At 34.3% G+C, this 20,969-nt stretch carries 20 protein-coding genes; 10 read left to right on the top strand and 10 right to left on the bottom strand.

Annotated elements, in window-relative coordinates; all coding sequences use genetic code 11:
• The first annotated feature begins 4 nt into the window (after positions 1-4).
• The 5 genes from ACGH80_RS04690 (at position 5) to ACGH80_RS04670 (ending at position 4,893) form a co-directional block, all read left to right on the top strand.
• Positions 5-1,189 carry a VWA domain-containing protein gene (locus ACGH80_RS04690; protein WP_085165278.1) on the top strand — a complete coding sequence of 395 codons (1,185 nt, stop codon included), beginning with the start codon at positions 5-7 and terminating at the stop codon, positions 1,187-1,189.
• Positions 1,186-3,360, top strand: a complete 2,175-nt coding sequence (locus ACGH80_RS04685) for a hypothetical protein (RefSeq protein WP_174798101.1) — start codon at positions 1,186-1,188, stop codon at positions 3,358-3,360. The genes ACGH80_RS04690 and ACGH80_RS04685 overlap by 4 nt, the downstream gene beginning before the upstream one ends.
• 274 nt (positions 3,361-3,634) lie before the next feature.
• Entirely contained in the window at positions 3,635-3,886 is a 252-nt protein-coding gene (locus ACGH80_RS04680; protein WP_065609784.1) for a type II toxin-antitoxin system Phd/YefM family antitoxin, read from the top strand.
• Complete coding sequence (locus tag ACGH80_RS04675; RefSeq protein WP_065609762.1) at positions 3,883-4,170, top strand: type II toxin-antitoxin system RelE family toxin; 288 nt, start codon at positions 3,883-3,885, stop codon at positions 4,168-4,170. The genes ACGH80_RS04680 and ACGH80_RS04675 overlap by 4 nt, the downstream gene beginning before the upstream one ends.
• Before the next feature lie 294 nt (positions 4,171-4,464).
• On the top strand, positions 4,465-4,893 hold the full coding sequence (locus tag ACGH80_RS04670; RefSeq protein WP_411630606.1) for a hypothetical protein: 429 nt from the start codon (positions 4,465-4,467) through the stop codon (positions 4,891-4,893).
• Between the two features lie 84 nt (positions 4,894-4,977).
• Here ACGH80_RS04670 and yccS read toward each other — a convergent pair whose 3' ends face one another.
• Positions 4,978-7,149: a YccS family putative transporter gene (yccS, locus tag ACGH80_RS04665; protein ID WP_202983889.1), complete on the bottom strand. Its 2,172-nt coding sequence runs from the start codon at positions 7,147-7,149 to the stop codon at positions 4,978-4,980.
• 674 nt (positions 7,150-7,823) lie between these two features.
• On the opposite strand from yccS, the gene ACGH80_RS04660 reads away from it, so the two are divergent.
• Entirely contained in the window at positions 7,824-9,203 is a 1,380-nt protein-coding gene (locus tag ACGH80_RS04660) for a hypothetical protein (protein WP_411630605.1), read from the top strand.
• A 404-nt stretch (positions 9,204-9,607) separates the two neighbouring features.
• Here ACGH80_RS04660 and pgm read toward each other — a convergent pair whose 3' ends face one another.
• The 3 genes from pgm to ACGH80_RS04645 all read right to left on the bottom strand — a co-directional run bounded on the left by pgm (position 9,608) and on the right by ACGH80_RS04645 (position 12,057).
• Positions 9,608-11,245, bottom strand: a complete 1,638-nt coding sequence (pgm, locus tag ACGH80_RS04655; RefSeq protein ID WP_411630604.1) for a phosphoglucomutase (alpha-D-glucose-1,6-bisphosphate-dependent) — start codon at positions 11,243-11,245, stop codon at positions 9,608-9,610.
• Positions 11,246-11,345: 100 nt separating this feature from the next.
• Entirely contained in the window at positions 11,346-11,849 is a 504-nt protein-coding gene (locus ACGH80_RS04650; protein WP_065590464.1) for a hypothetical protein, read from the bottom strand.
• A 22-nt stretch (positions 11,850-11,871) separates the two neighbouring features.
• The gene (locus ACGH80_RS04645; protein ID WP_065609748.1) at positions 11,872-12,057 is read right to left on the bottom strand and encodes a hypothetical protein; all 186 of its coding nucleotides are present in this window, start codon (positions 12,055-12,057) and stop codon (positions 11,872-11,874) included.
• 166 nt (positions 12,058-12,223) lie between these two features.
• Between ACGH80_RS04645 and ACGH80_RS04640 the strand changes: the two genes are divergently transcribed.
• Complete coding sequence (locus ACGH80_RS04640; RefSeq protein WP_085163798.1) at positions 12,224-12,724, top strand: glycine zipper 2TM domain-containing protein; 501 nt, start codon at positions 12,224-12,226, stop codon at positions 12,722-12,724.
• 211 nt (positions 12,725-12,935) lie between these two features.
• Complete coding sequence (gloA, locus tag ACGH80_RS04635) at positions 12,936-13,343, top strand: lactoylglutathione lyase (protein ID WP_065609744.1); 408 nt, start codon at positions 12,936-12,938, stop codon at positions 13,341-13,343.
• Between the two features lie 57 nt (positions 13,344-13,400).
• Here gloA and gmk read toward each other — a convergent pair whose 3' ends face one another.
• Positions 13,401-14,024: a guanylate kinase gene (gmk, locus tag ACGH80_RS04630; RefSeq protein ID WP_296302479.1), complete on the bottom strand. Its 624-nt coding sequence runs from the start codon at positions 14,022-14,024 to the stop codon at positions 13,401-13,403.
• Positions 14,025-14,218: 194 nt separating this feature from the next.
• Here gmk and ACGH80_RS04625 point away from each other — a divergent pair, with 194 nt between their 5' ends.
• Both ACGH80_RS04625 and ACGH80_RS04620 read left to right on the top strand, forming a co-directional pair.
• Complete coding sequence (locus ACGH80_RS04625; RefSeq protein WP_411630603.1) at positions 14,219-14,923, top strand: AzlC family ABC transporter permease; 705 nt, start codon at positions 14,219-14,221, stop codon at positions 14,921-14,923.
• The gene (locus tag ACGH80_RS04620; RefSeq protein WP_065590469.1) at positions 14,910-15,233 is read left to right on the top strand and encodes an AzlD domain-containing protein; all 324 of its coding nucleotides are present in this window, start codon (positions 14,910-14,912) and stop codon (positions 15,231-15,233) included. Before ACGH80_RS04625 ends, ACGH80_RS04620 begins: the two co-directional genes overlap by 14 nt.
• A 90-nt stretch (positions 15,234-15,323) precedes the next feature.
• On the opposite strand, the gene ACGH80_RS04615 is transcribed toward ACGH80_RS04620, so the two are convergent.
• From ACGH80_RS04615 to purB, 5 genes are all read right to left on the bottom strand, one after another.
• The gene (locus ACGH80_RS04615) at positions 15,324-16,223 is read right to left on the bottom strand and encodes a heme biosynthesis HemY N-terminal domain-containing protein (protein WP_174798107.1); all 900 of its coding nucleotides are present in this window, start codon (positions 16,221-16,223) and stop codon (positions 15,324-15,326) included.
• A gap of 10 nt (positions 16,224-16,233) precedes the next feature.
• Positions 16,234-17,664: a uroporphyrinogen-III C-methyltransferase gene (locus ACGH80_RS04610; RefSeq protein WP_167370031.1), complete on the bottom strand. Its 1,431-nt coding sequence runs from the start codon at positions 17,662-17,664 to the stop codon at positions 16,234-16,236.
• A 99-nt stretch (positions 17,665-17,763) separates the two neighbouring features.
• A complete protein-coding gene (locus ACGH80_RS04605; RefSeq protein WP_065590472.1) occupies positions 17,764-18,507 on the bottom strand; it encodes a uroporphyrinogen-III synthase in 744 nt (247 codons plus the stop codon).
• Positions 18,504-19,424 carry a hydroxymethylbilane synthase gene (gene hemC / locus ACGH80_RS04600; RefSeq protein WP_085163792.1) on the bottom strand — a complete coding sequence of 307 codons (921 nt, stop codon included), beginning with the start codon at positions 19,422-19,424 and terminating at the stop codon, positions 18,504-18,506. Before hemC ends, ACGH80_RS04605 begins: the two co-directional genes overlap by 4 nt.
• A gap of 135 nt (positions 19,425-19,559) precedes the next feature.
• On the bottom strand, positions 19,560-20,930 hold the full coding sequence (gene purB / locus ACGH80_RS04595; protein ID WP_411630602.1) for an adenylosuccinate lyase: 1,371 nt from the start codon (positions 20,928-20,930) through the stop codon (positions 19,560-19,562).
• Positions 20,931-20,969: the final 39 nt, after the last annotated feature.

Below are 20,969 nucleotides of genomic sequence, written 5' to 3'. Positions count from 1 at the left end.
TAGCATGATCGGCAATAAAAAAATCATTGATAAAAAAAATGTTGCTCATGTTAAGCGATGGCGATTGATATTAGGAAAATATGCAGATGGACACCTTAATCAGGCGACATTTAACCAACATGATCATAACTTAGAACAAACATTAAATTATCTTTATCAGCATGAATACCGCAAGCGAGGTTTAAAAATAGGTGATGAAGATAGTAGGGATAGTGTTAGAAAAAAGATTTCACCTGGTGGCAATGAAAATTCTGTATTTAACACAGTAAATTGGCTCAATAAAACGCGAAAACTGTTCCCTAAAAGTACATTTGAACGCATGCAACAGCAGGCGATTGCCCGTTATCAACTGCAAGGAATTTTAAACGATCCTAATGTTATTAAAGCGTTAGAGCCGAATTTGAACTCTGTGCGTTTATTAATGAATTTAAGAGGGCAATTAAAAAGTGAAGTCTATTTGGCAGTTAAAGAGCTGATTCAAAACGTTGTTGATGAAATTTTACAAAAAATCAAATCCGATTTTGTTAATGCCTTGATAGGTAAAAGGAATCGATTTCGTCGTTCCAAAATACGTTGTAACCAAAATTTTGACTGGCGTGCAACAATTAAGGCTAATTTGAAACATTTTGATCAACAAAAACAACAAATGATTATTGAAAATGCGATTTTTAACTCCCGTGCAAACAAACAATTACCTTGGGATATTATTTTATGTGTTGATCAAAGCGCCTCAATGGATAGTTCAATTATCTATTCTGCTGTTTGTGCTAGCATTATGGCTAAATTACCTTCTGTTAATTTACATTTATTTGTTTTTGACACTCAAATTGTTGATCTGTCTCACTTAGCCCATGATCCTGTGGAAGTTTTAATGACAGTTCAGTTAGGGGGGGGAACTGATATTGCCAAAGCGCTCAATTATGCTGAACAAAAAATTAAAAATCCACAACGAACAATTGTGGTATTAATTAGTGATTTTTGTGAGGGAGGAGCATTAATTCACCTTTATGCAACTGTTTCAAGAATGAACAGCAATAGAGTCAAAATGTTAGGTTTAGCAGCGCTAGATGATAATGCTGATCCTGTTTATGATTTGCAAATATCGCAGCAATTAGCTAACCGTGGTATGCAAATTGCGGCATTAACACCAGAACACTTTGCTGCTTGGCTAGCTGAGGTTATGCAATGAGTTGGCAACATATCTATTTAAACTATGATCAAGAGTCATTGGCACTTTATGCCAATATTGGCTTAGTTCGCCGTGCTCGTAAAGATATCGAGGCTAACAAAGTAAAATTAATTGAAAAAAACAATGAAGATTATTTAGAATTCAATGCAGACGGTCAGCAAGTTAGATTACCTGCTCAAGGTATTCAAGCCGCAAGTTGCAATTGTCTTGCTCACGGGCATTGTAAGCACATTATATCGGCTGTTTTATGGCTACAATCAAATGCTTCGTTGTTAGAACATTCTATTACCGATAGCAATAAAATTGATGATGAAAATCAAATTAAGTCGCTAGATCAATCTAATGATTTGCATAAATCTGATAATAAAATAAGTACAAAACAGCTTGAAACAATAAGACCTTTAGCTAACGTGTTAACTGAATTATTGTCATTAGATGCCTCCAAACTTTTAAAAAAAGCAGGAAAAAACAATATTTTTAAAGCTTATCAATTTGCGTGTAGTTGGCAAAAAAATCATTTAGTTACGATAGAATACCAAGATTCACAAATACGAATTATTGTACCAGAAAGCGATACACCTATTATTTATATGGCGGGTACTGGCTTTGATGGAATGATTTCAACTTTCTGTACAAACCAAAAAATGGCAATACATTTAGCAGCTATTGCTTATCTATTTGAAAAAAACAACAAAACATGGCCGTGGCCAATCCAATATCGACAAAGCATAACACATGAAAGTGATCAGCTTTCTGCTGATGAAATTACTTTGATTAAACAGATTCAACAGCATATTTGTAATCTTATCAATCAAGGTTTATCTCATGTGAGTCATAATCAAGCTGATCAATTACAATTACTTAATATGTCAGCAAGATCTCAAGGATTACCTCGTCTGGCTGCAATGCTTCGGCATCTTAGTCAATTGGTTGAGTTACTTGCCAAACGGCATTTTGCGGTTGAAGAACAAGATATACTTCTTTTTTTAGGGCAGATACAAGCCTATACCGAAATGCTATTACATCATCAAGGTGAACAACTTTTTAAATTGCGAGGTAGGATAAAACGCCAATATAAAACAGAATCACAGCCCCTTGAGCTATTACCATTAGGCGGTCGTTGGTGGCAAAGTAAAACAGGTGCCATTGGTGCAACTTTCTACTTTTGGGATATTGAAAAACAACAATACCAAGAAACAACATTAGCCAGATCCTATAAAAACGATATCAATTTTAATCGCACAATGATTTGGAACAGTATGTCAATATGGCAAACATTTCCTTATATGTTGATGCAAAAATCAATAAAGCTTCATCACCCTCGTTTATCAGATACTGGCGAATTGGCGATTCATGGTTCAACTGTTACTTTACAAGAAACAGGGTGGAATGATAACAATTATCAGGATTTTAGATCAAAAGCGGGATTTGAAAATTGGTCAATGCTGAGCGACTATTTACAAGATAATCATTTAGATGATTCACCTCTTAATGAGATGTTAATTCTTCATATAGCAAGCTCAAATAAACCTTATTTAGATGAAATTCGACAAAATTTAGTTTGGCAAGTAAATGATAATGATGGAAATAGCCTTTTTTTATGTCTCTTTTGGGATGAATATGAAAAATTACGTATCGATGTTTTAAAGAATTTTTTAGAAACCAACAATCACCCCTTAACCGTATTTGTCAATTGTGTAAAAAATGACAACTTTTTGGATTTAGAGCCTTTTGCATTGCTTTACAAAGAGCAACTAACAGGAGATATCAAAACATTAAACCTTGATTTTGAAGACTTCTGTCATAAAAGTAAAAAAAATAATTCTAAACAAAATGTTATTATAAATAATTATTTAGCGCATAAAAAGCATCTAGGCGAAAATCACTATATGACGGATTCACTTTCAACCTTAATTATTCAACCACTTTTAACGATACTTGAGAGTATGGTATGTTCTGGAAGACTTGAATTATTCACTGATCAAAAACAGCAATTAATTGCGATCCAATATGATTGTGATACTCTAGGATTAAACACATTAAGTACCGTTTTAAATAAAATTCTCAGTCAACAACAAATAGCAATAACACATATCTTACAAGCAGTTTACTTGTGTTATCTTTTAAAAAAGACAAACTACCAATTACCAATACAACTGAAAGATTTATGATATAAATACCTTATCGCTATTACATAACTCTAGTAGAAAATAATATTGCGTATTTTTGCGTTTATTATTCAGTAGAGTGTTATATTCTTTTATGCTAAATAAAGTTTTTAAATGTTATAAGACTAATATTCCAGTGTGATCGTAAGGTTCGTTTGGTACTATAAATAATACATAATTAGAATTATTTTAAAGGGTAACAAGCACTGATAAGACTTGTTAACAGGTCTTTAAGGTGTTATATTTAATATGCATAACAAAACAAGGGTATATGATCATGCCTAATATTATTTTGAGTGATACAACTGCAAGTATCAGTGAATTAAAAAAAAATCCAATGGCAACAGTGAATGCAGGACAAGGTTTGCCAGTTGCAATTTTAAATAGAAATCAACCTACATTTTATTGTGTTCCAGCCGAACTTTACGAAAAAATGCTTGATATGATTGATGATCAAGAATTAATTGCATTAGTTAAAGAGCGAGAAAAACAAAAGCTCGTTGATATTGATTTGGAAAGTTTTTTATGAAATACACCATCAAGTTTAGAAAGGATGCAGAAAAAGAATGGAAAAAACTTGATCGAACAATACAACAACAATTTGCAAAAAAACTACTAAAATGTAAAGAAAACCCTCATATACCAAGTAACAAGCTACGAGGAATCGTTAATTGTTACAAAATAAAATTAAAGGCATCTGGGTATCGATTGGTTTATCAAGTTCAAGATAATGTGCTAATTATTATTGTTGTCGCTATAGGAAAAAGAGAGCGTAATGAAGTTTATAACCAAGCGAGTAATCGATTGAAATAATTTAAATATCGTCATATTTTAGTTCAATTTTAATGACAACTATATCTTTTCAATGACATCACCACATAATCATAATATATAATAACTTTCATTCTGTAGAGAAACATATTTAACTAAAATTATTATAGTAAAATACTTAGAATTTTTACGTTAGGTCATTTTTTTTGATTTATTGCTACATTTAATATGATTAGTTGGCTTGATAGTAATCAAAAAATAATATGCTGGTATTTATGTGTACATAACATTTTTAATATGAAAGAATTTACATGATAGATTTTAGGTTAAAATCTCTTGAAAGAAAACATGCCGGGGCTAATTTTTGAGTTCGTTATACCTCCTTTTAAAGATTATTGTTGGAATGAAACGTCAAAGTATCTGGCAGAAAACCCATTTAACTTTATTGAAAGTATTATATATAACAATGTACCTAAGTATCAAAACCATGGGCATTGGGGGAAAACGGAAGTTAATAAAAAACAGTGGTTCTTAATAAAATCATCATTAATCAAGCTTAAACAGAAGCTTGATCACTCTCTAAATCTAATAGAACTTGAACATGACTTATACGATTTTAAGTTTATTTTTGATAATGATTTGCAAGAAATGACAAATAATTTTTACAAATATAAATCTTCTTTTTCACAGATGATTGGTGATTTTATAACATGGATTGATGATAATATACAAAAATACGGTTCAATTTATATTTTGGGTATATAACATTATTTATCAATAAAAGAATAAATGAATTAATTCTCAAATGCTAGTAATGTGGTTTAAAGGTCAATTCCCTTATTAAACCATTTAATGTTCCAATTCACTTGCAAGCATGACAACCTCAGGCAAAATATCCAAAATCAAAGCCAATTGTTGCATAACTAACAGATCATTATTTGTTTTATCATCATCAATTGAAACAGCCGAAATAGTTTCGATATAATCGGTGACGGATTTTTTAATAGCTTGGTATTCACCGTCGATCTTTTTAATGCTTAATAGATTAATAATATAGACTGACAAATCATCAAATAGATCGAAAGTCTGTTTTGAAAGAGGTTTATCGCGATGCGCACCTAAAGTCGAAAGATAGCTAATCAACGTATGATTAAGTGTTAACAAACGAAATCCCTGATCGATAACAACTGGATTCATATGCGGCTCTTTAGTCATCAAACTAATTAATGACGACAAATCTGCATTACTATCATGCGCCGCACGCCTAGCTAAACGATACATAACATCATTAGTTTTACCAGTCAAATACTGACGACCAATTAACGCTAAGTAATGGCTATCGTCATGGCAAACACGATCCACTAATTTAGGTAGATTTCTAAACTTCCAGTCAGGCCAAATAAAGCTCACAGCAAACCATGCAATAAAACAACCAATTAACGTTGCAATAATACGTGCGACCGCAACTTGAATACTACTTTCGCCAATTAAACTGAAACTAAAAAACACCAGTAACGTAATAAACGCAGTAGCGTAAGCATATTGTGAATTTTTAAATAGAAAAAACAGCCAACCAGTGATAATAATCAACACCAACTGCTCAGGAACACTTGGAAATAAAAACGTCAACGGAATACCTACAATAATCCCTAGAATGGTACCGATTACGCGTAATTTTAACCGATATTTTGTAGTTGAATAGTTAGGTTGACACACAAACAAACTGGTTAAAATAATCCAATATCCATGCTGTAAATCGGAAAAATGAATCACCATATAACCAACAAAAAACACCACACACATACGAATTGCATGACGAAATAGTGCCGATTTTATGGTTAAATTGTTTCTAATCTTGGCAAAAATAGCATAAAAGCTGGTTAGTTCTTCATCGATTAACTGATTATCTTCTTCTGCTTTTGGCAAATGTTGCTCGGTATCAATATTAGCAAGTAACAGATCGATAGAAAGCAAATTTTGATGTAAACTCTTAAGAGCTTTAATCATCAGCATATCGCTTTTATGACTAGCATGATATTGATTAATAGCTTCTTCAAGATACGAAAAATAACGTGAAAACAGCGGATCATGTTGATAAGTTTGATTTAACTTAATTGTCATTGCCAATTGCGCACAAGCTTTCGCTTGCAAATTTAAAATACGAGCAAATCTAAATAAAATATCACTATGTTTAAAATGCACACTAAGCGCTTGATAATGTCCATGCGCTGAACTTGCTCGCTCATGAATATCTTGCGCGACAAAATAATAGCTTAGTAACTTTCTAATATAAGCTTGTCCACGATAGCTTTTCAAACGATTAAATAGTGAACGTTTTGTGTTATTAAAAGCACTAATGAGTTGATTATTACTATTGTTTAATTGCAAAGTCTGTTTTTTAAAACCGTCAGACTCATCGGGATCAAACATCGCCGCCTTAGCGTCAAGATATTGTGCTAAATCAATAAAACACTGAGAAAGCGATTGTTGGGTTGTGCGAATAGGTTGGATGATCGATTCAATTAACGAAACAACATTATACCAAAGCGCACCTAACAGCAAAAAACAGGGTAAGGTGTAATTATCGGTAAACAAATTATGCCCAAGCATGGTATAGGCAGCAATTAAAAGTGATCCAAACGCAATCACACCGTAACGTTGCCCAAGCGAACCAAGCATGGTAAAAATAAACGTTGAAGAGACCAAACCGATAATAAAAAATGCAGGATAATCAAATAACAACTCGACTGAAAAAGTGGCAATAGTAAAACAGAACAATGTAAGAATTAAATTAATACAACGGCTTAATAGACGTGTATCGATCTCGGTTAAACCTGCTGCCACTACACCAAGCGTAAGGGGAATAACTAGCGAAGTATACCCAAAATACCACGGAACTAAAGTCGAACCAGTTAAACTAATTAACATCCGAAGACTAAAAAGAAGATTACTGCTGTAAAAGACTTTACGTAAAGACAAAATAAATGTGTGCACGGTGTATTGGGTTTGGTGTATGTTCAAATAATAGCTACTAGAATACTATATTGCATCAATTAGGGAAAGAGATCAAAAAGTTGTTTCTTTTTAAGAAAAATAAAAATAACAATAAAATCAATAGTCTACCTGAGCGATTTTAGAGTAAGAAACACACTTATAGCACCACAATGTTAATAAGTTTGCCTTATCAGAGCGCCAAAATATGCCGATAACGAAGTAAAGCTAGCACGCCAAACTGGGCTATTGGGCGTGTTTGTGTTTTAGATGTTATCAGCAATATTAACCATTCCGTAAAAGTCAAAAAGTCTGAAATCAGACATCATAATTTAGTTAAAAAATTCACCTATTTTTATAACTGAATCATTTCTATCTTTATGTTTCTTTAAATTTATTTACATTTCTTTACAAAAAAGTCCGCCAAAAAACTAGCCAAAATTTTCACAAAAGATTATACTTTTACAGCTGATAGAAAATCAGCTTATTTAATAAGTTAATAAAAATGAAATGGAACATTCATTAATAGGTGAAATATAATGGATTATTGTCGTAGGAGCAAAAATAGGCAGGCCTATATCTTAAATTCTCTTAAAACTTTAAATTATCAAAAACTCTTACAAACTGATAATTTTTTAGGGAATTTAGCGGATTTATTTATACCGCAACTAAAATTCATTTTTACATTCTCAAGCGTATGGTCCTTGACTCCGTTGTTGTTATTATCGTATTCATCGAACTCTCAAGCACTAACGGCTCATACAAGCGGTGTTATACAGGGTAGTGCGCCTTATTTAACATTTGACGAAGGTCGGACTAAGGCTATAACAACTGATGAGCTATTGGCTATCACATTATCCGATGGTAGTAAAATCACACCTAGAATTAATAGTTCCTCGTCTACAAAGCCAATTGAGTTACCCATAGATGGTCAAAGTTTTGCTGATATTAATATGCTGGTGCCAGCATCTACCAATTCAGTAAGTATAGACAGCTTAGTGACACGTTATCATTATTGGGGGGATGATGATGGTGATGGTGATGGAGAAGGTAGCGGTGGAGTTAAAATAACAGGAAGTATAACGCTCAGGATAACCGATAGTGATGGTCAAGCAGTTAATCGTAATGATGTTTTAGATATTTGCAAGTCACCTTATAAAGTGGAATTAAGTAGTACAGACGGTAATATAAGCACTTATTACGGCATACCAAACACCAGCTCCTTTATAGGTCGTAAAGTAGCATATTATATCAAACCGAAGGCATCGCCAACCATTTGTTTTGTAAGACCGAATCTATTTTGGGGGGACGGATTAAGTGCTGGTCCAGCCGAAATATGGAACGACAAAAAAGGATTTTTAGTTCAATCAACCCATTCAGACTCATACAGTCAAAATTTCCCGACAACGGGAGCTGATAATTTATATTTTGATTTCATCATAGGTGGAGTTGACGTTGGTCAGTTGACTTGGGAAGCCGTTACTTTGGGGGGAATAACTGCTACGGTAACAAATGTTGTAGCTAGTGATAGATGGATTCCTAATGACGATAGAAGGAAAGTCGTAGCACGCGTTAAATTAACAGGGCCTGCAGCAAGGAGTAGTCAAAAACAGTCAGACACTCCCAGTATAATTTCCAAGCCAAGTTTACCACAAACGTTTGAATTAGTGGGTAAGGATAGTCGTGGTAATGTATTAAAATATGGATTTCAATTAAGGAAATGGTTCGTTAGTCGAAATAAAAAAGATATAGTTTCTAATCAAGAATCTTGGTGTAATAGTATAGGTTATCGTCTTCCACAGACAAGTGATTTGACTAATGAAGGTGAATCTGGACGTGGAGCTAAACCGTCTTCAAGTTATAAACATTATCAACGCCGAATAGGAGCTGGATTTCTTACAGAGTGGGGACCTTTGCATAATTACATTGATGGGGGTTTTGGCTCCTCTTTTTGGTCAAGTGACAGGAAAAAAGATCTCCATGATAATATAATTTATTGGCACGAGATAAGCCCAGCAGGTCGTTCTGTCTGGAAGAGCAGTGTTGACAGTACTGAGGCTGTTTGTGTTTTTAATGCTTTGTAAGGTGTAGATGGTAGATAGAAGTTATGGTGTTAATAAAAGACAAAGCCAACGTAAAGATAAGTTCAAATAGGTAAAGTTTGCTGTGGGTACTTTAATGATTGAAAGCAAAAAAAGCGATTCGACTAGCAATACTGAAGGCTTACGCTTTTGCATAAAGTGCAAAAGCATTTTTTTAATTCACCACAATAAAAAAATCAACCAATAGTTATTTGATTTACTTTAAAATTTAATAAAATCAGCATTCTACTTGAGCTATTTATATAAAAAATCCCACTGCTTTAGGTAAAAATTGCTCAGAAAATATATTGATATTATTTTTGTTTTGATATCTTTCTAATAAAAGACTTATGTAAAAAAACAGCAGCTACTTGGCTGCTGTTTTTTATTGCGTTTGTTTTTTTCGGTTATTTAATCGCTTTAGCCACAATTTGTTGCGCCTCTTGCTGTAGCGTATTTAAATGTTCGTTGCTTATAAAGCTTTCTGCATAAATTTTGTAAGCATCTTCTGTTCCTGATGGGCGAGCGGCAAACCAGCCGTTTTTGGTTATCACTTTAAGCCCACCAATTGCAGCATTGTTAGCTGGTGCAGTGGTTAAACATTGAGTGATTTTTTCACCTGCTAAGTTGTCGGTGGTTAGTTGGCTGGCATCAAGTTTGGCTAGTTTTTGTTTTTCACTAAACGAGGCTGGCGCTTGGATTCGTCCATAATAAGAAACACCAAATTTATCTTCAAGTTCTTGGTACTGTTCTTGTGGGTTTTTGCCTAGTTTAGCCGTCATTTCGGCAGCAAGCAGACATAAAATAATGCCATCTTTGTCGGTAGACCATACTTTACCATTCGTTCTTAAAAACGATGCGCCTGCGCTTTCTTCGCCAGCAAATCCAAGTTTACCATTGTAAAGCCCATCTGCATACCATTTAAAACCAACTGGGTATTCTAAGTACTGTTTGTTTAAGCTATTTGCAACTCGGTCGATCATTGAGCTTGTGACTAGTGTTTTACCAATAGCAATATCTTTGTGCCATTGTGGACGGTTTTGGAACAAGTAATTAACACAGGTTGAAAGGTAGGCATTTGGGTTCATTAGCCCTTTTGGTGTCACAATGCCATGACGATCAAAGTCGGTATCATTACCAAAGGCTAAATCAAATTGATCTTTTAATTTTAATAATCCAGCCATAGCCCAACAGCTTGAGCAGTCCATACGAATAACTTCGTCATGATCTAGATGCATAAAGCTGAAAGTTGGATCGACTTTGTTATTAACAATATTAAGGTTGATGCCATACTTTTCGGCAATGCGTGGCCAATAGGTGATACCAGCACCACCCAATGGGTCAACACCGATTTTGAGCGATGATGATTTGATAAGAGAGAGATCTAAGATATTTTCAAGATCGTTGATATAGTCGGTTTCGTATTCTTTGGTGTGGATGTAATTTGAATTTAGAGCCTTGTCTAAGGTGACACGTTTTACACCATTGAGTTTGTTTTTCAGTAATTCATTGGCGCGGTTTTCAATTTGTTTGGTGATGTCAGTATCCGCAGGTCCGCCATTGGTTGGGTTGTATTTTATTCCGCCATCTTCTGGTGGATTATGCGATGGAGTGATAACAATGCCGTCTGATAGTTGTGATTGTTTGTTTTGATTGTAAGTTAAAATGGCATGCGATATGACTGGCGTTGGCGTATAGCCCCAATCACGAGCCATAACCACCGTTTGCTCGTTGGCGACAAAAACTTCAAGCACTGATTTTAAGGCAAGTTCTGATAAAGCATGTGTGTCTTGACCAATAAAGCAAGGGCCTGTAATGTTGTTCGCTTTGCGGTATTCGGCAACTGCTTGAGCAACGGCTAATATATGTGCTTCATTAAATGTGCCTTTGTTTGAGCTTCCGCGATGACCTGATGTACCAAAAATGACTAATTGGCTAGCATTATCCGTATCAGGTTGGATTTGGTAATAGTTATTGCGTAATGTTTCAACGTTGATAAGATCTGATGGTTGAGCTAACATTCCTGCGCGGCTTTGCTTGGCCATTTTTTACTCCTCTTTCATAAAAAAATACTTTATATGACTAAAAACGCGAATCTGTTGAGTTTATATCACGTTTTTAGCTTTTTTATTTTTATTTAACCTATTAAGGTAAAAATGCGTTGGTGACTTGGTTTATCATGGTTTCAGATATGCCCATGTCACTCATTATTGATTCAATAATATATAATTTTCTGGCAGTATTAGTGTTGCTGATAACCCAATAAGGTGTACCAATGATTTCGCGGGGTTTTGTGTTTTTGCCTGATGTTTCTAGTAATTGTTTATCTTTGGCTAAATATTTTCGCTTGCTTCCATGTAAGGATGTTGCAGCTATGGCAAATAGTGCTGGATTATAGTTATACAACGCACTAAGCAGTAATATAAAGCGACTAATAATGGATTTCTCGTTTGTGAAAGCGTCACTAGTTAATAAGTCATTAAACAGTGGATAATGATTCTCTTTTTGTGCAATAGTCTGTTTTTTTGCCGATGTAGATTGGTTTATATTTAATAAACGTCGTAATATACTTGATGCATCTTCGCCAATGTGTTTAGTTTGGCCAGCAATAAATTGGTATAATTCTTCGTCGATTTCGATAGTTTTCATTATGTTACTTGTGCCTATTGTATTATTTCACGGGACATCCTAAAGCAGGAATTTTGCCTAAATGCGAATCATGGGCTGATTTGTTATCTAAACAATCATTCGATGGCTGTTTAATGGCAGCATTATCGGTTGTTGTAGGTGCTTGATTTGCATCATGACAAGCAGTTATCATAACTGATAATGTTAATAGAAAAAATAACCGTTTCATATATTCATTGCATAGTTGATAAATTTTTGTGCTGAGTATAACCTAACTTAAGCATAAATTGTATTGGCTATTGATAAAATAATGAAAATGGTATTGTTGTTTTTAAAAAAAAATATTATTCTAAACTGTGTATAAAAAGCTTATACTATTATTATATGAGGAATAAATTATGAAAAAAATCGTCACGTTAACTATTTTAGCTGCAATTTTATCTGGATGTAGCAATAGTGATGTTTATTCTGGCGATGTTTATACAGCAGATCAAGCAAAACAAGTTCAGCAAGTAAGTTATGGTACAGTTGTTTCAGTACGACCTGTTAAAATTCAAGCTAATGCGTCAAATGGTAAAAGTGAAAGTGTAGCAGGTAGCCTTGGTGGTGCTGTTATAGGTGGCGTTTTAGGTAATACTATTGGTAATGGTTCTGGCCGTGTGTTAGCTGCTGCAACAGGAGCTATTGGTGGTGCGATTTTGGGTGATGCTATTCAAAATAAATCTAGCCAAGCTAGTGGTGTTGAGTTAGAAATCAAGCAAAAAAACGGATCTAATATTGTTCTTGTACAAAAAGGTTCGGCTAACGATTTTTATGTTGGTCAAGCTGTTCGTTTAGTCACTAATGGTAAACAAATTAGCGCATCACCACGTTATGGTAGTAGTGTAAAAAAATAACGCTTAATTTTATTAGTTTTGGACATATTGTCCTTAAATAACAACTAATTTTCGCTCATCTCAATGGTGAGCGGATTACTTTAGCAAATAACTTGATTAAATTAATTATTGTTTTTTATCTAATCGATGAATCTTTCACAGAAGTTTGCCTGTCTGAATGCTAACATATAAGCTCAAACAAATTATTAATCGTATAAGGAACAACAAAGTAATGCGTATATTACATACTATGATTCGAGTTGGCGATCTACAGCGCTCAATCGATTTTTATACTCGTGTAATGGGAATGCGGGTGTTAAGAACTAGTGAAAATACTGAATATAAATATTCACTTGCATTTGTTGGTTATGGTGATGAAACAACTAGCTCAGTTATTGAGTTAACTTATAATTGGGGTACCGATAAATACGAGCATGGTTCGGCGTTTGGTCATATAGCTATTGGTGTTGATGATGTTGCTAAAATGTGTAATGACGTCAAACAAGCTGGAGGCAAGGTAACGCGGGAAGCTGGACCTGTAAAAGGTGGCTCAACCATTATTGCTTTTGTTGAGGATCCTGATGGCTATAAGTTAGAGTTGATCCAAAATGATCAGGCTGATAAAGCGTTAGGTAATTAATTTATTCCATAAAAATATCGCCACTTTTTTGGCGATATTTTTTCATCTTATTTCGAATTATTCCCCTAGCAAATCTACTAATAATTGCCTATTGATGATAGCTTGTTTTGGTTGCTCAAGGCTGGCAGTGGTAATAATGGCACTTAAGGCATTTAATGAGGTGTCAAAATCATCGTTAATAATGATATAGTCATATTCGTTATAATGTGAAATTTCAGCTCGGGCTTTTTGCATTCTTTTGGCAATCACATGGCTGTCGTCTTGCCCACGTTTAACTAGGCGGTTTTCAAGCTCTTTGAGCGAAGGTGGTAGTATAAATATGCTTTTTGCTTGTGGCATTTTTTGGCGTACTTGCCTTGCACCTTGCCAATCAATATCTAGAAAAACATTAATTCCTTGCGATAGGCTTTGTTCTATTTCGGCTTTAGATGTGCCGTAATAGTGGTCAAATACGTTGGCATATTCGACAAATGCTTGCCGATCAATTAAGGATTCAAAGTGTTTGTGATCCACAAAGTAATAGTGTTCACCATGCGCTTCTCCTGGGCGAGGATCGCGCGTAGTATGCGAAATTGATACTTTAGCTTGATGCTGATTCTTTTGCGCTAGGTAGGCTCGGATCAGACTTGATTTGCCTGCACCACTTGGTGCAGAAATGATAAATAAAGTTCCTGTATGCATAGATATATTTGTCACATTAATTGTTATTAAGTTATTTTGATTGTCATCAATATTAGTTAAGCGATATTATAGCAAATTTCGGCAATATATTATGGCTTATTGTGAATTAAGTTATTTAATTTGTCATTTTTAATATGTATTTGTAATATAGGTAATATTAATCTATAGCATATTGTTATTATTAAGGAATATCTATGCCATTATCATTTAAAGATGGAGTTTATGCTTGTATTCCAACGCTATTGGGATATATCGGTATTGGTATTGCTGCCGGTGTTGTGGGTAAATCGGCAAATTTATCGGTACTCGAAATTACATTACTGGCTATTATTGTTTATGCAGGCGCTACGCAGTTTATTATTGCTGGATTAATGATAGTAGCTACACCTATTTCGGCTATTATTTTTACTGTTTTTTTAGTTAATTCACGTCATTTTTTGATGAGTATGGCAACAGCTCCAGCTTTTCGCAAAGCATCGTTATTAAATAATATTGGTATTGGTAGCTTATTGACCGACGAAAGTTTTGCCGTGGCAATAAATGCGATTACAAATAAAGTGCCAGTTAATGCTGCTTGGATGCATGGCCTTAATTTAACGGCTTATATTACTTGGATTTTGTCTTGTTTTATTGGTGCTTTAATCGGAGAGTGGTTGCCTGATCCTACACAATTTGGTCTAGATTATGCTTTAGTCGCCATGTTTATTGGTTTGCTCTATTTACAATTGATTAGCGATAATAGCAAAAGTCTTAAAAATCGACTTTTAGCTATGTTAACGGTTGCTGTTTTGCTAATTTTCTTAATGCGTTTTGTGTCACCTGAAATGGCTATTTTAATCAGTACGTTTGGCGGTTGTTTTATGGGTATGGCAATGGAGAAAAAGCATGACAACTTATAGTTTATTGATTATTTTAGGTTGCGGGTTAGTAACTTGGTTGCCAAGAGTGATTCCATTTATATTAGTTCGTAAATTTCAGTTGCCTAATGTTGTGACTCAATTCTTGTCATATGTACCTTTATGTATTTTAACAGCGCTATTTGTGCAAAATTTATTTGTGGCAAAGGAGGGGCATTTTCCTGATTTTAATGTGGAATATTGCTTAGCGACAATTCCAACCGCAATTGTTGCCTTTTTGACTAAGAATCTAATGTGTATTGTGGTTGCTGGTATGTGCTTTATGGCGTTAATTCGCTATTTTATGATTTGATCTGTATCAATCAATAACTGAATTTTTAACCATTATTGTGAGTTCAAACTAAAACAGGGCAATTACCCTGTTTTTTTTGTTATATTTTTTTTATGTTCTTTCTTTTTGTTCAAGTTTACTAATCGATTTTAATATCTTTTCTGCTTCGTTTGCTTGGCCTAGTTGAGTTAGATAATTAGCCATCGCTTTTTGATAAGCCATATTATTTAAAATGGCTCTTGGTTGTTCATGCCACCATTTTACTAGTGTTTGTGCATCACTATTAGTCGATAATTGCTTAATTCGACCAATATAGGCTGCTTGTTTAAACTGATCTAGTTGCGACTCGCTGTACACTTTAGCTTTGTACATTGCTGGTAATAGGTCAATAATCGCTTGATAATCACCCATTTCATAATAAAGTTGATCTGCTAATCTAAGTACTTCAGCATTGCGAGGCTTTTCGTTTAGTAGCTGGTCTAATGTGATGCGTGCAGTTGTGTATTCTTGGTTTTTTAGTTGCAATCTAATTTGTACTAGCTGAAAGGCAAATAACTCATTAGGTTGGCAACTTTTAGCGGCTTGTTCTAGCGACTGATTAGCGGGGATTAATTCATCATTATCAATTTGAGCTTGTGCCGCAAGTAAATACGATAAGGTGGTATTTTTTGCCCCTTTGGCACTTTTGATAAATAGTTTAGCAGCTTGCTTATAATCACCTTCAAGTAATAACATTTGCGCTTGTTCAACACGTTTTATCGATTTTTTTGGCGACTTTAAGCGTAGCCAATTGCCTAATGCTGTTTTAGAATTAAAAATTTTATTCAATAAACAATAGATTAAATAAAGGCAAAGTAGACCAACTAATTCAAGTATCATAAATGAATTAAATGACATGCTGACACGATATTTGGCAAATTCAAATACCGCTGAACCTTGGTGCCCTTGTAATAATGGTCCCAAAAAGAATCCACCCACTAGTACTAAGAAAATAATTAGTATTTTTATCATTATTATTCTCCTATTTTGTTAACATTGAGCGAACGCGGGTTTGCATTAGTTTTTCAAGTTCGCCAATGCTAGTTAGGTTTTCAGGCACATTTTGATTGCTGATTGATTGATTTTGCAAATTTTCAAGTTCATTAATAAACGCTTTAACGCTTGGAGCATTCCCATCAAAATAAGCATTAACCCAAATTGCGGTTTCATTTAGTGCACGTTGGTAAATAAGTTCTTGATGTCTTGGTACGGCTTGCGCTGCAATCAATAAACGGAAGCGGATGTTTTCACGTAGGTAAAGCGACTGTTCCAAATTCAGTGGTGCTTTTAATATTTGGCATTTGACGATTTGTTTTTCGTCTTGTCCTGCTTGTTCTAAGCAAGCCTTAAAGTTGTTCTCTTTGTCATCAAGTTTTTCTATGGTGATAAATTTATCCATAAAAGTCTTGGTACTGCTTAATAAATTATCAGACCAATCGTTAACCGATGATGATACCCCACTATTATTATCATTAGCTATATTGTTAATGTTTGTTTGTGGTGTGTTTGTAGCATCTTCGGCATATTGTGTCATGCCAAGATCGATATCTTTATAATTACCTACTAAAGGTAATTCGGTAAGCGATTCTGATAAACCGATTAAATTCATAATAATGCCATCGGTATCAGTAAAGCTTACTTGAGCAAGTGAATTAATATCCTTACTAATTGCCTGTCTTGCAGGCAATAGGCTTGGGTCATCAGCTTGAGTTAGGCTTTCGTCAGCACTTTTTAGTAGTAATCGTGCGGATGTGTAGTCTTGGTCACTCCAAATTTTACGACCAGCTAAATGTACTAAGTAATTGGCTTGTGAAATTAACCAAACATTGTGATCACTTGTTGACATTGCTGCTAAGCGTTCATTGATATTTTGTAAGCTTTGTTCTGTCAATTTTTGTGAATCATTAATTTGAGTTGTTAATTGTTGCTGTAGCTGTTGTTGATCACTCAGTTTACGATCAATACGCTGTTCTAGTGAATTGAATTGCTGATTTTGTTTATTAACTGCGTCGGTAATACTACTTTGTAAATCATTTGTTATACTTTGCTTGGTTGTTTGTTTTAAATTGGCCAGCTCAGTTTGTAATATTGAGATGGTTTTTTTTTGTTTTTTAATTTCCTGTTGACCATAATAAAGCCCCAAACCACCTAAGCAAACAGTTAATGCTATAGCAATTATTGATAGTTTTGAAACGGGTGATTTGCTTGTGTTCTTAGTGTTATCGCTAACACTGTTTTTAGGTTGGGATTTAGATTCCACAGATGGATTGGATTGAGTGGTTGTTTGATTTTTTTTATCTTCTTTCATAGTGTTATTCGCTTCATTTTGAACCGCTGTTATCGTTATTTGACTAAACGAAGTTGTGTTTATTGTTGAAAGTGTTGCATTGGCACCGTAATATTTTGGTGGCATAAATAACCTCATTTAGATTTCTAGAAATTTATGTTGCATTATGACATAGAGTTAACATTGTTTTAAATAAATTTTAATTATTGTCTTAATAAGCAAGTGTCATAGATTATTTATATTATCGGCTATAGTATAATTTATCATTACAGCGTTAAAAAGCTTTTGATTATTCGCACTACTCACTAGTTGAACTTTTTGCCAATTAAGTTGTTTCGCCTTTGCAAAAATTCGTTGGCTTGTTACTACAAGATTAGCATGCATTTTATGTTCAAGATTGATATATAACTCAAGCTGGATTAAGTGTTCTAGACTAGTAATAATGATGATTTGATTTTCAATATTACTAGATAATATCTTTGGCGGATAGGTGATTGGCTCACGGCAGTAACACGTTATTGATTTTACTTTGGCTTTTCGATTTGTTAGTGTTTGAGATAATAATTGCCGACCTGAATTACCGCATAAAATTAAAACAGTATGATTTTGTACAGATTCTTGCTGTAGTTTTATCAATAATCCTTCACTGTCTTCTTGTTCTGGATAATTGACTTTAGTTGTGGTGAGCTGGTTAAATAATTGTGCTGACTTTTTTCCTATTGCGTAATACCGAACATTAGTTGGTAATATTAGATTGCCAATATAGGTTTTAATAACGTGTGTAACTTGTGGTGAAACAACGATTACAATATCGTTAGGTAAAAGTTTATTCAGTTGTTGTTGTAAATTTAGTAGGTCATTGCCTTGTGAAATAGTAAAAAATGGAAGATGTTGTACAGGCAAATTTGCTTGAGCAAATAGTTGGGTAAGGTTTTCACCCTCTGGAGAGGGTCTAGTTACATAAATCATCCGCCATTTAATTCCTTTAATATTGTTTTCGCACCTTGATCTAATAAGCGTTTTGCTAATTCTTTTCCTAACTTTTCGGCTTCAGTTATACTACCCTCTAATGTCCCTTTAATTATTTTAGAACCGTCAATGCGTCCAACAAGGCCTTGTAGTGATAAAATATTGTTATTTAATTGGCTATAACAAGCAATGGGCACTTGGCATCCACCTTGTAAAGCTTTATTCATTGCTCTTTCTGCTTCAATACAAACTCGGCTATGTTTGTCATCAAGCACTGAAAGAATCTCTAATATTTTTTTGTCATCTGCTCGGGTTTCAATACCAATAGCACCTTGTCCGACAGCAGGTAAAATTAAGTCAGTATCAATATATTGTTTGATTCTGTCTTGTAGTGCTAAACGTTTTAAACCCGCTGAGGCTAATATGATGGCATCGTATTGTTGATTATCCAATTTAGCTAAACGAGTGCCTACATTGCCACGAAGATCTTTAATTTGTAAATGGGGATATTTTGCACGCAATTGACATTGACGTCGTAAACTTGATGTACCAATTATTGCACCATTGGGTAGCTCATCTATATTTGAATATTTATTTGAAATGAAGCTATCACGTACATCATCTCGCTTGCAAATTGTGGCTAATGTTAATCCTTCAGGAAACTCAGCAGGGATGTCTTTTATTGAATGGACAGCAATATCCGCTTCGTTATTTAATATTGCTTGTTCTAGTTGTTTTACAAAAAGACCTTTACCACCAATTTTCGATAAAGGGCTGTCTAGCAATACATCACCTTTAGTTACCATGGGAATTAATTCCACTGTCAAATTTGGGTGATTAGTTAAAATTTGTTGCTTAACAAAATTTGCTTGCCATAGCGCTAATGGGCTTTTACGAGTTGCAATGCGAATGTTCAATTAATTTCCCTATTTTTTGTTTAGGTGATTTATATTTAATGAGTAATTTCTACACTAGTGTGATTAATATGATCACCTGAAAGTCAATATGGCCTGATAGGGTGTGACTGTATCAGGCTATTTGGATTTAAGTTGTTATTCTAAATTGTCAACAAAGCTAACGGCATAACCAATATAGTTAGCTGGTGTTAACTGTTTTAGTCGTGTTTTTTCACTTTCGGGTAGATTTAATGAGTCAATGAATTCTTGCATGCCTTTTGCATCAACTCGTTTGCCTCGAGTTAATTCTTTCAATTTTTCGTAAGGTTTTTCGATACCATAACGGCGCATTACTGTTTGAATTGGCTCGGCTAATACTTCCCAGTTGCGATTAAGTTCTTCAAGTAAGTGGTCTTGATTGACTTCGAGTTTGTTTAATCCTTTTAGGGTTGATTGATAAGCTATAATGGCATAACTAATACCTACACCTAGATTACGCAACACTGTAGAATCGGTTAAATCACGTTGCCAGCGTGAAATCGGTAATTTGCTACTTAAATGGTTCATAATTGCATTGGCAATCCCTAAGTTGCCTTCTGAATTTTCGAAGTCGATAGGATTAACTTTGTGTGGCATAGTTGAAGATCCGATTTCGCCAGCAACAGTTTTTTGTTTAAAGTGATTTAGTGAAATATATCCCCAAATATCTCGATCAAAGTCTATCATAATGGTATTAAAACGTGCTACACAATCAAAGAATTCGGCAATATAGTCATGTGGTTCAATTTGGGTGGTATAAGGATTCCATTTTAGTCCTAGCGAGTTAACAAAATTCTCACTAAATTTATGCCAGTTCACTTGCGGATAAGCAACCATATGTGCATTATAATTTCCCGTTGCGCCATTAATCTTACCTAGTATTTCAACCGATTTTAGTTGTTGTAATTGGCGTTTTAAGCGGTAAGCTACATTAGCAAACTCTTTACCTATGGTTGATGGCGTAGCGGGTTGACCATGTGTTCTTGATAGTAGTGGTAAATCACGATAAGCGATAGCTTGTGAGGTGATTTTATCAACGAGTTTATTCCAATATGGCACTAAGACAGCTTCTCTAGCTGTTTTTAGCATTAACGCATAAGATAAGTTGTTAATGTCCTCTGATGTGCAAGCAAAATGGATAAACTCATTAATGGCGTGTAATTCTTCATGAGTACTCACTTTTTCTTTTAGAAAATATTCTACAGCTTTAACATCGTGATTAGTGGTTCTTTCGATTTCTTTAATGCGACTTGCATCTTGCACACTAAATTGGTCTACAATTTGATTAAGATGATTAATAGCTGATTGACTTAATGTTGGAACCTCTAAAATATCTGCTTGTGAAGCTAATTTTTGTAGCCAACAAACCTCGACCTGAACGCGGTATTTTAATAAACCATATTCGCTAAAAATGGTGCGTAACTCTGTGGTTTTTTCACCATAACGCCCGTCAATTGGTGAAAGGGCAGTGAGTGCAGATAATTCCATCGGTTTTACTCCGTTACAATATTTGAAATATCAGTTATA

The sequence above is a fragment of the Gilliamella sp. BG1 genome, from assembly GCF_046635625.1.
Lineage (GTDB): Bacteria > Pseudomonadota > Gammaproteobacteria > Enterobacterales > Orbaceae > Gilliamella > Gilliamella bombi.
This window is presented reverse-complemented; position numbering and strand designations above follow the sequence as displayed.

What these genes read in the sequence shown, in the direction of transcription:
- ACGH80_RS04690 (WP_085165278.1), top strand. Translation starts at nt 5, where the DNA reads ATGATCGGCAATAAAAAAATCATTGATAAAAAAAATGTTGCTCATGTT.
- ACGH80_RS04685 (WP_174798101.1), top strand. Translation starts at nt 1,186, where the DNA reads ATGAGTTGGCAACATATCTATTTAAACTATGATCAAGAGTCATTGGCA.
- ACGH80_RS04680 (WP_065609784.1), top strand. Translation starts at nt 3,635, where the DNA reads ATGCCTAATATTATTTTGAGTGATACAACTGCAAGTATCAGTGAATTA.
- ACGH80_RS04675 (WP_065609762.1), top strand. Translation starts at nt 3,883, where the DNA reads ATGAAATACACCATCAAGTTTAGAAAGGATGCAGAAAAAGAATGGAAA.
- pgm (WP_411630604.1), bottom strand. Translation starts at nt 11,245, where the DNA reads ATGGCCAAGCAAAGCCGCGCAGGAATGTTAGCTCAACCATCAGATCTT.
- ACGH80_RS04650 (WP_065590464.1), bottom strand. Translation starts at nt 11,849, where the DNA reads ATGAAAACTATCGAAATCGACGAAGAATTATACCAATTTATTGCTGGC.
- ACGH80_RS04645 (WP_065609748.1), bottom strand. Translation starts at nt 12,057, where the DNA reads ATGAAACGGTTATTTTTTCTATTAACATTATCAGTTATGATAACTGCT.
- gloA (WP_065609744.1), top strand. Translation starts at nt 12,936, where the DNA reads ATGCGTATATTACATACTATGATTCGAGTTGGCGATCTACAGCGCTCA.
- gmk (WP_296302479.1), bottom strand. Translation starts at nt 14,024, where the DNA reads ATGCATACAGGAACTTTATTTATCATTTCTGCACCAAGTGGTGCAGGC.
- ACGH80_RS04625 (WP_411630603.1), top strand. Translation starts at nt 14,219, where the DNA reads ATGCCATTATCATTTAAAGATGGAGTTTATGCTTGTATTCCAACGCTA.
- ACGH80_RS04620 (WP_065590469.1), top strand. Translation starts at nt 14,910, where the DNA reads ATGACAACTTATAGTTTATTGATTATTTTAGGTTGCGGGTTAGTAACT.
- ACGH80_RS04615 (WP_174798107.1), bottom strand. Translation starts at nt 16,223, where the DNA reads ATGATAAAAATACTAATTATTTTCTTAGTACTAGTGGGTGGATTCTTT.
- ACGH80_RS04610 (WP_167370031.1), bottom strand. Translation starts at nt 17,664, where the DNA reads ATGCCACCAAAATATTACGGTGCCAATGCAACACTTTCAACAATAAAC.
- ACGH80_RS04605 (WP_065590472.1), bottom strand. Translation starts at nt 18,507, where the DNA reads ATGATTTATGTAACTAGACCCTCTCCAGAGGGTGAAAACCTTACCCAA.
- purB (WP_411630602.1), bottom strand. Translation starts at nt 20,930, where the DNA reads ATGGAATTATCTGCACTCACTGCCCTTTCACCAATTGACGGGCGTTAT.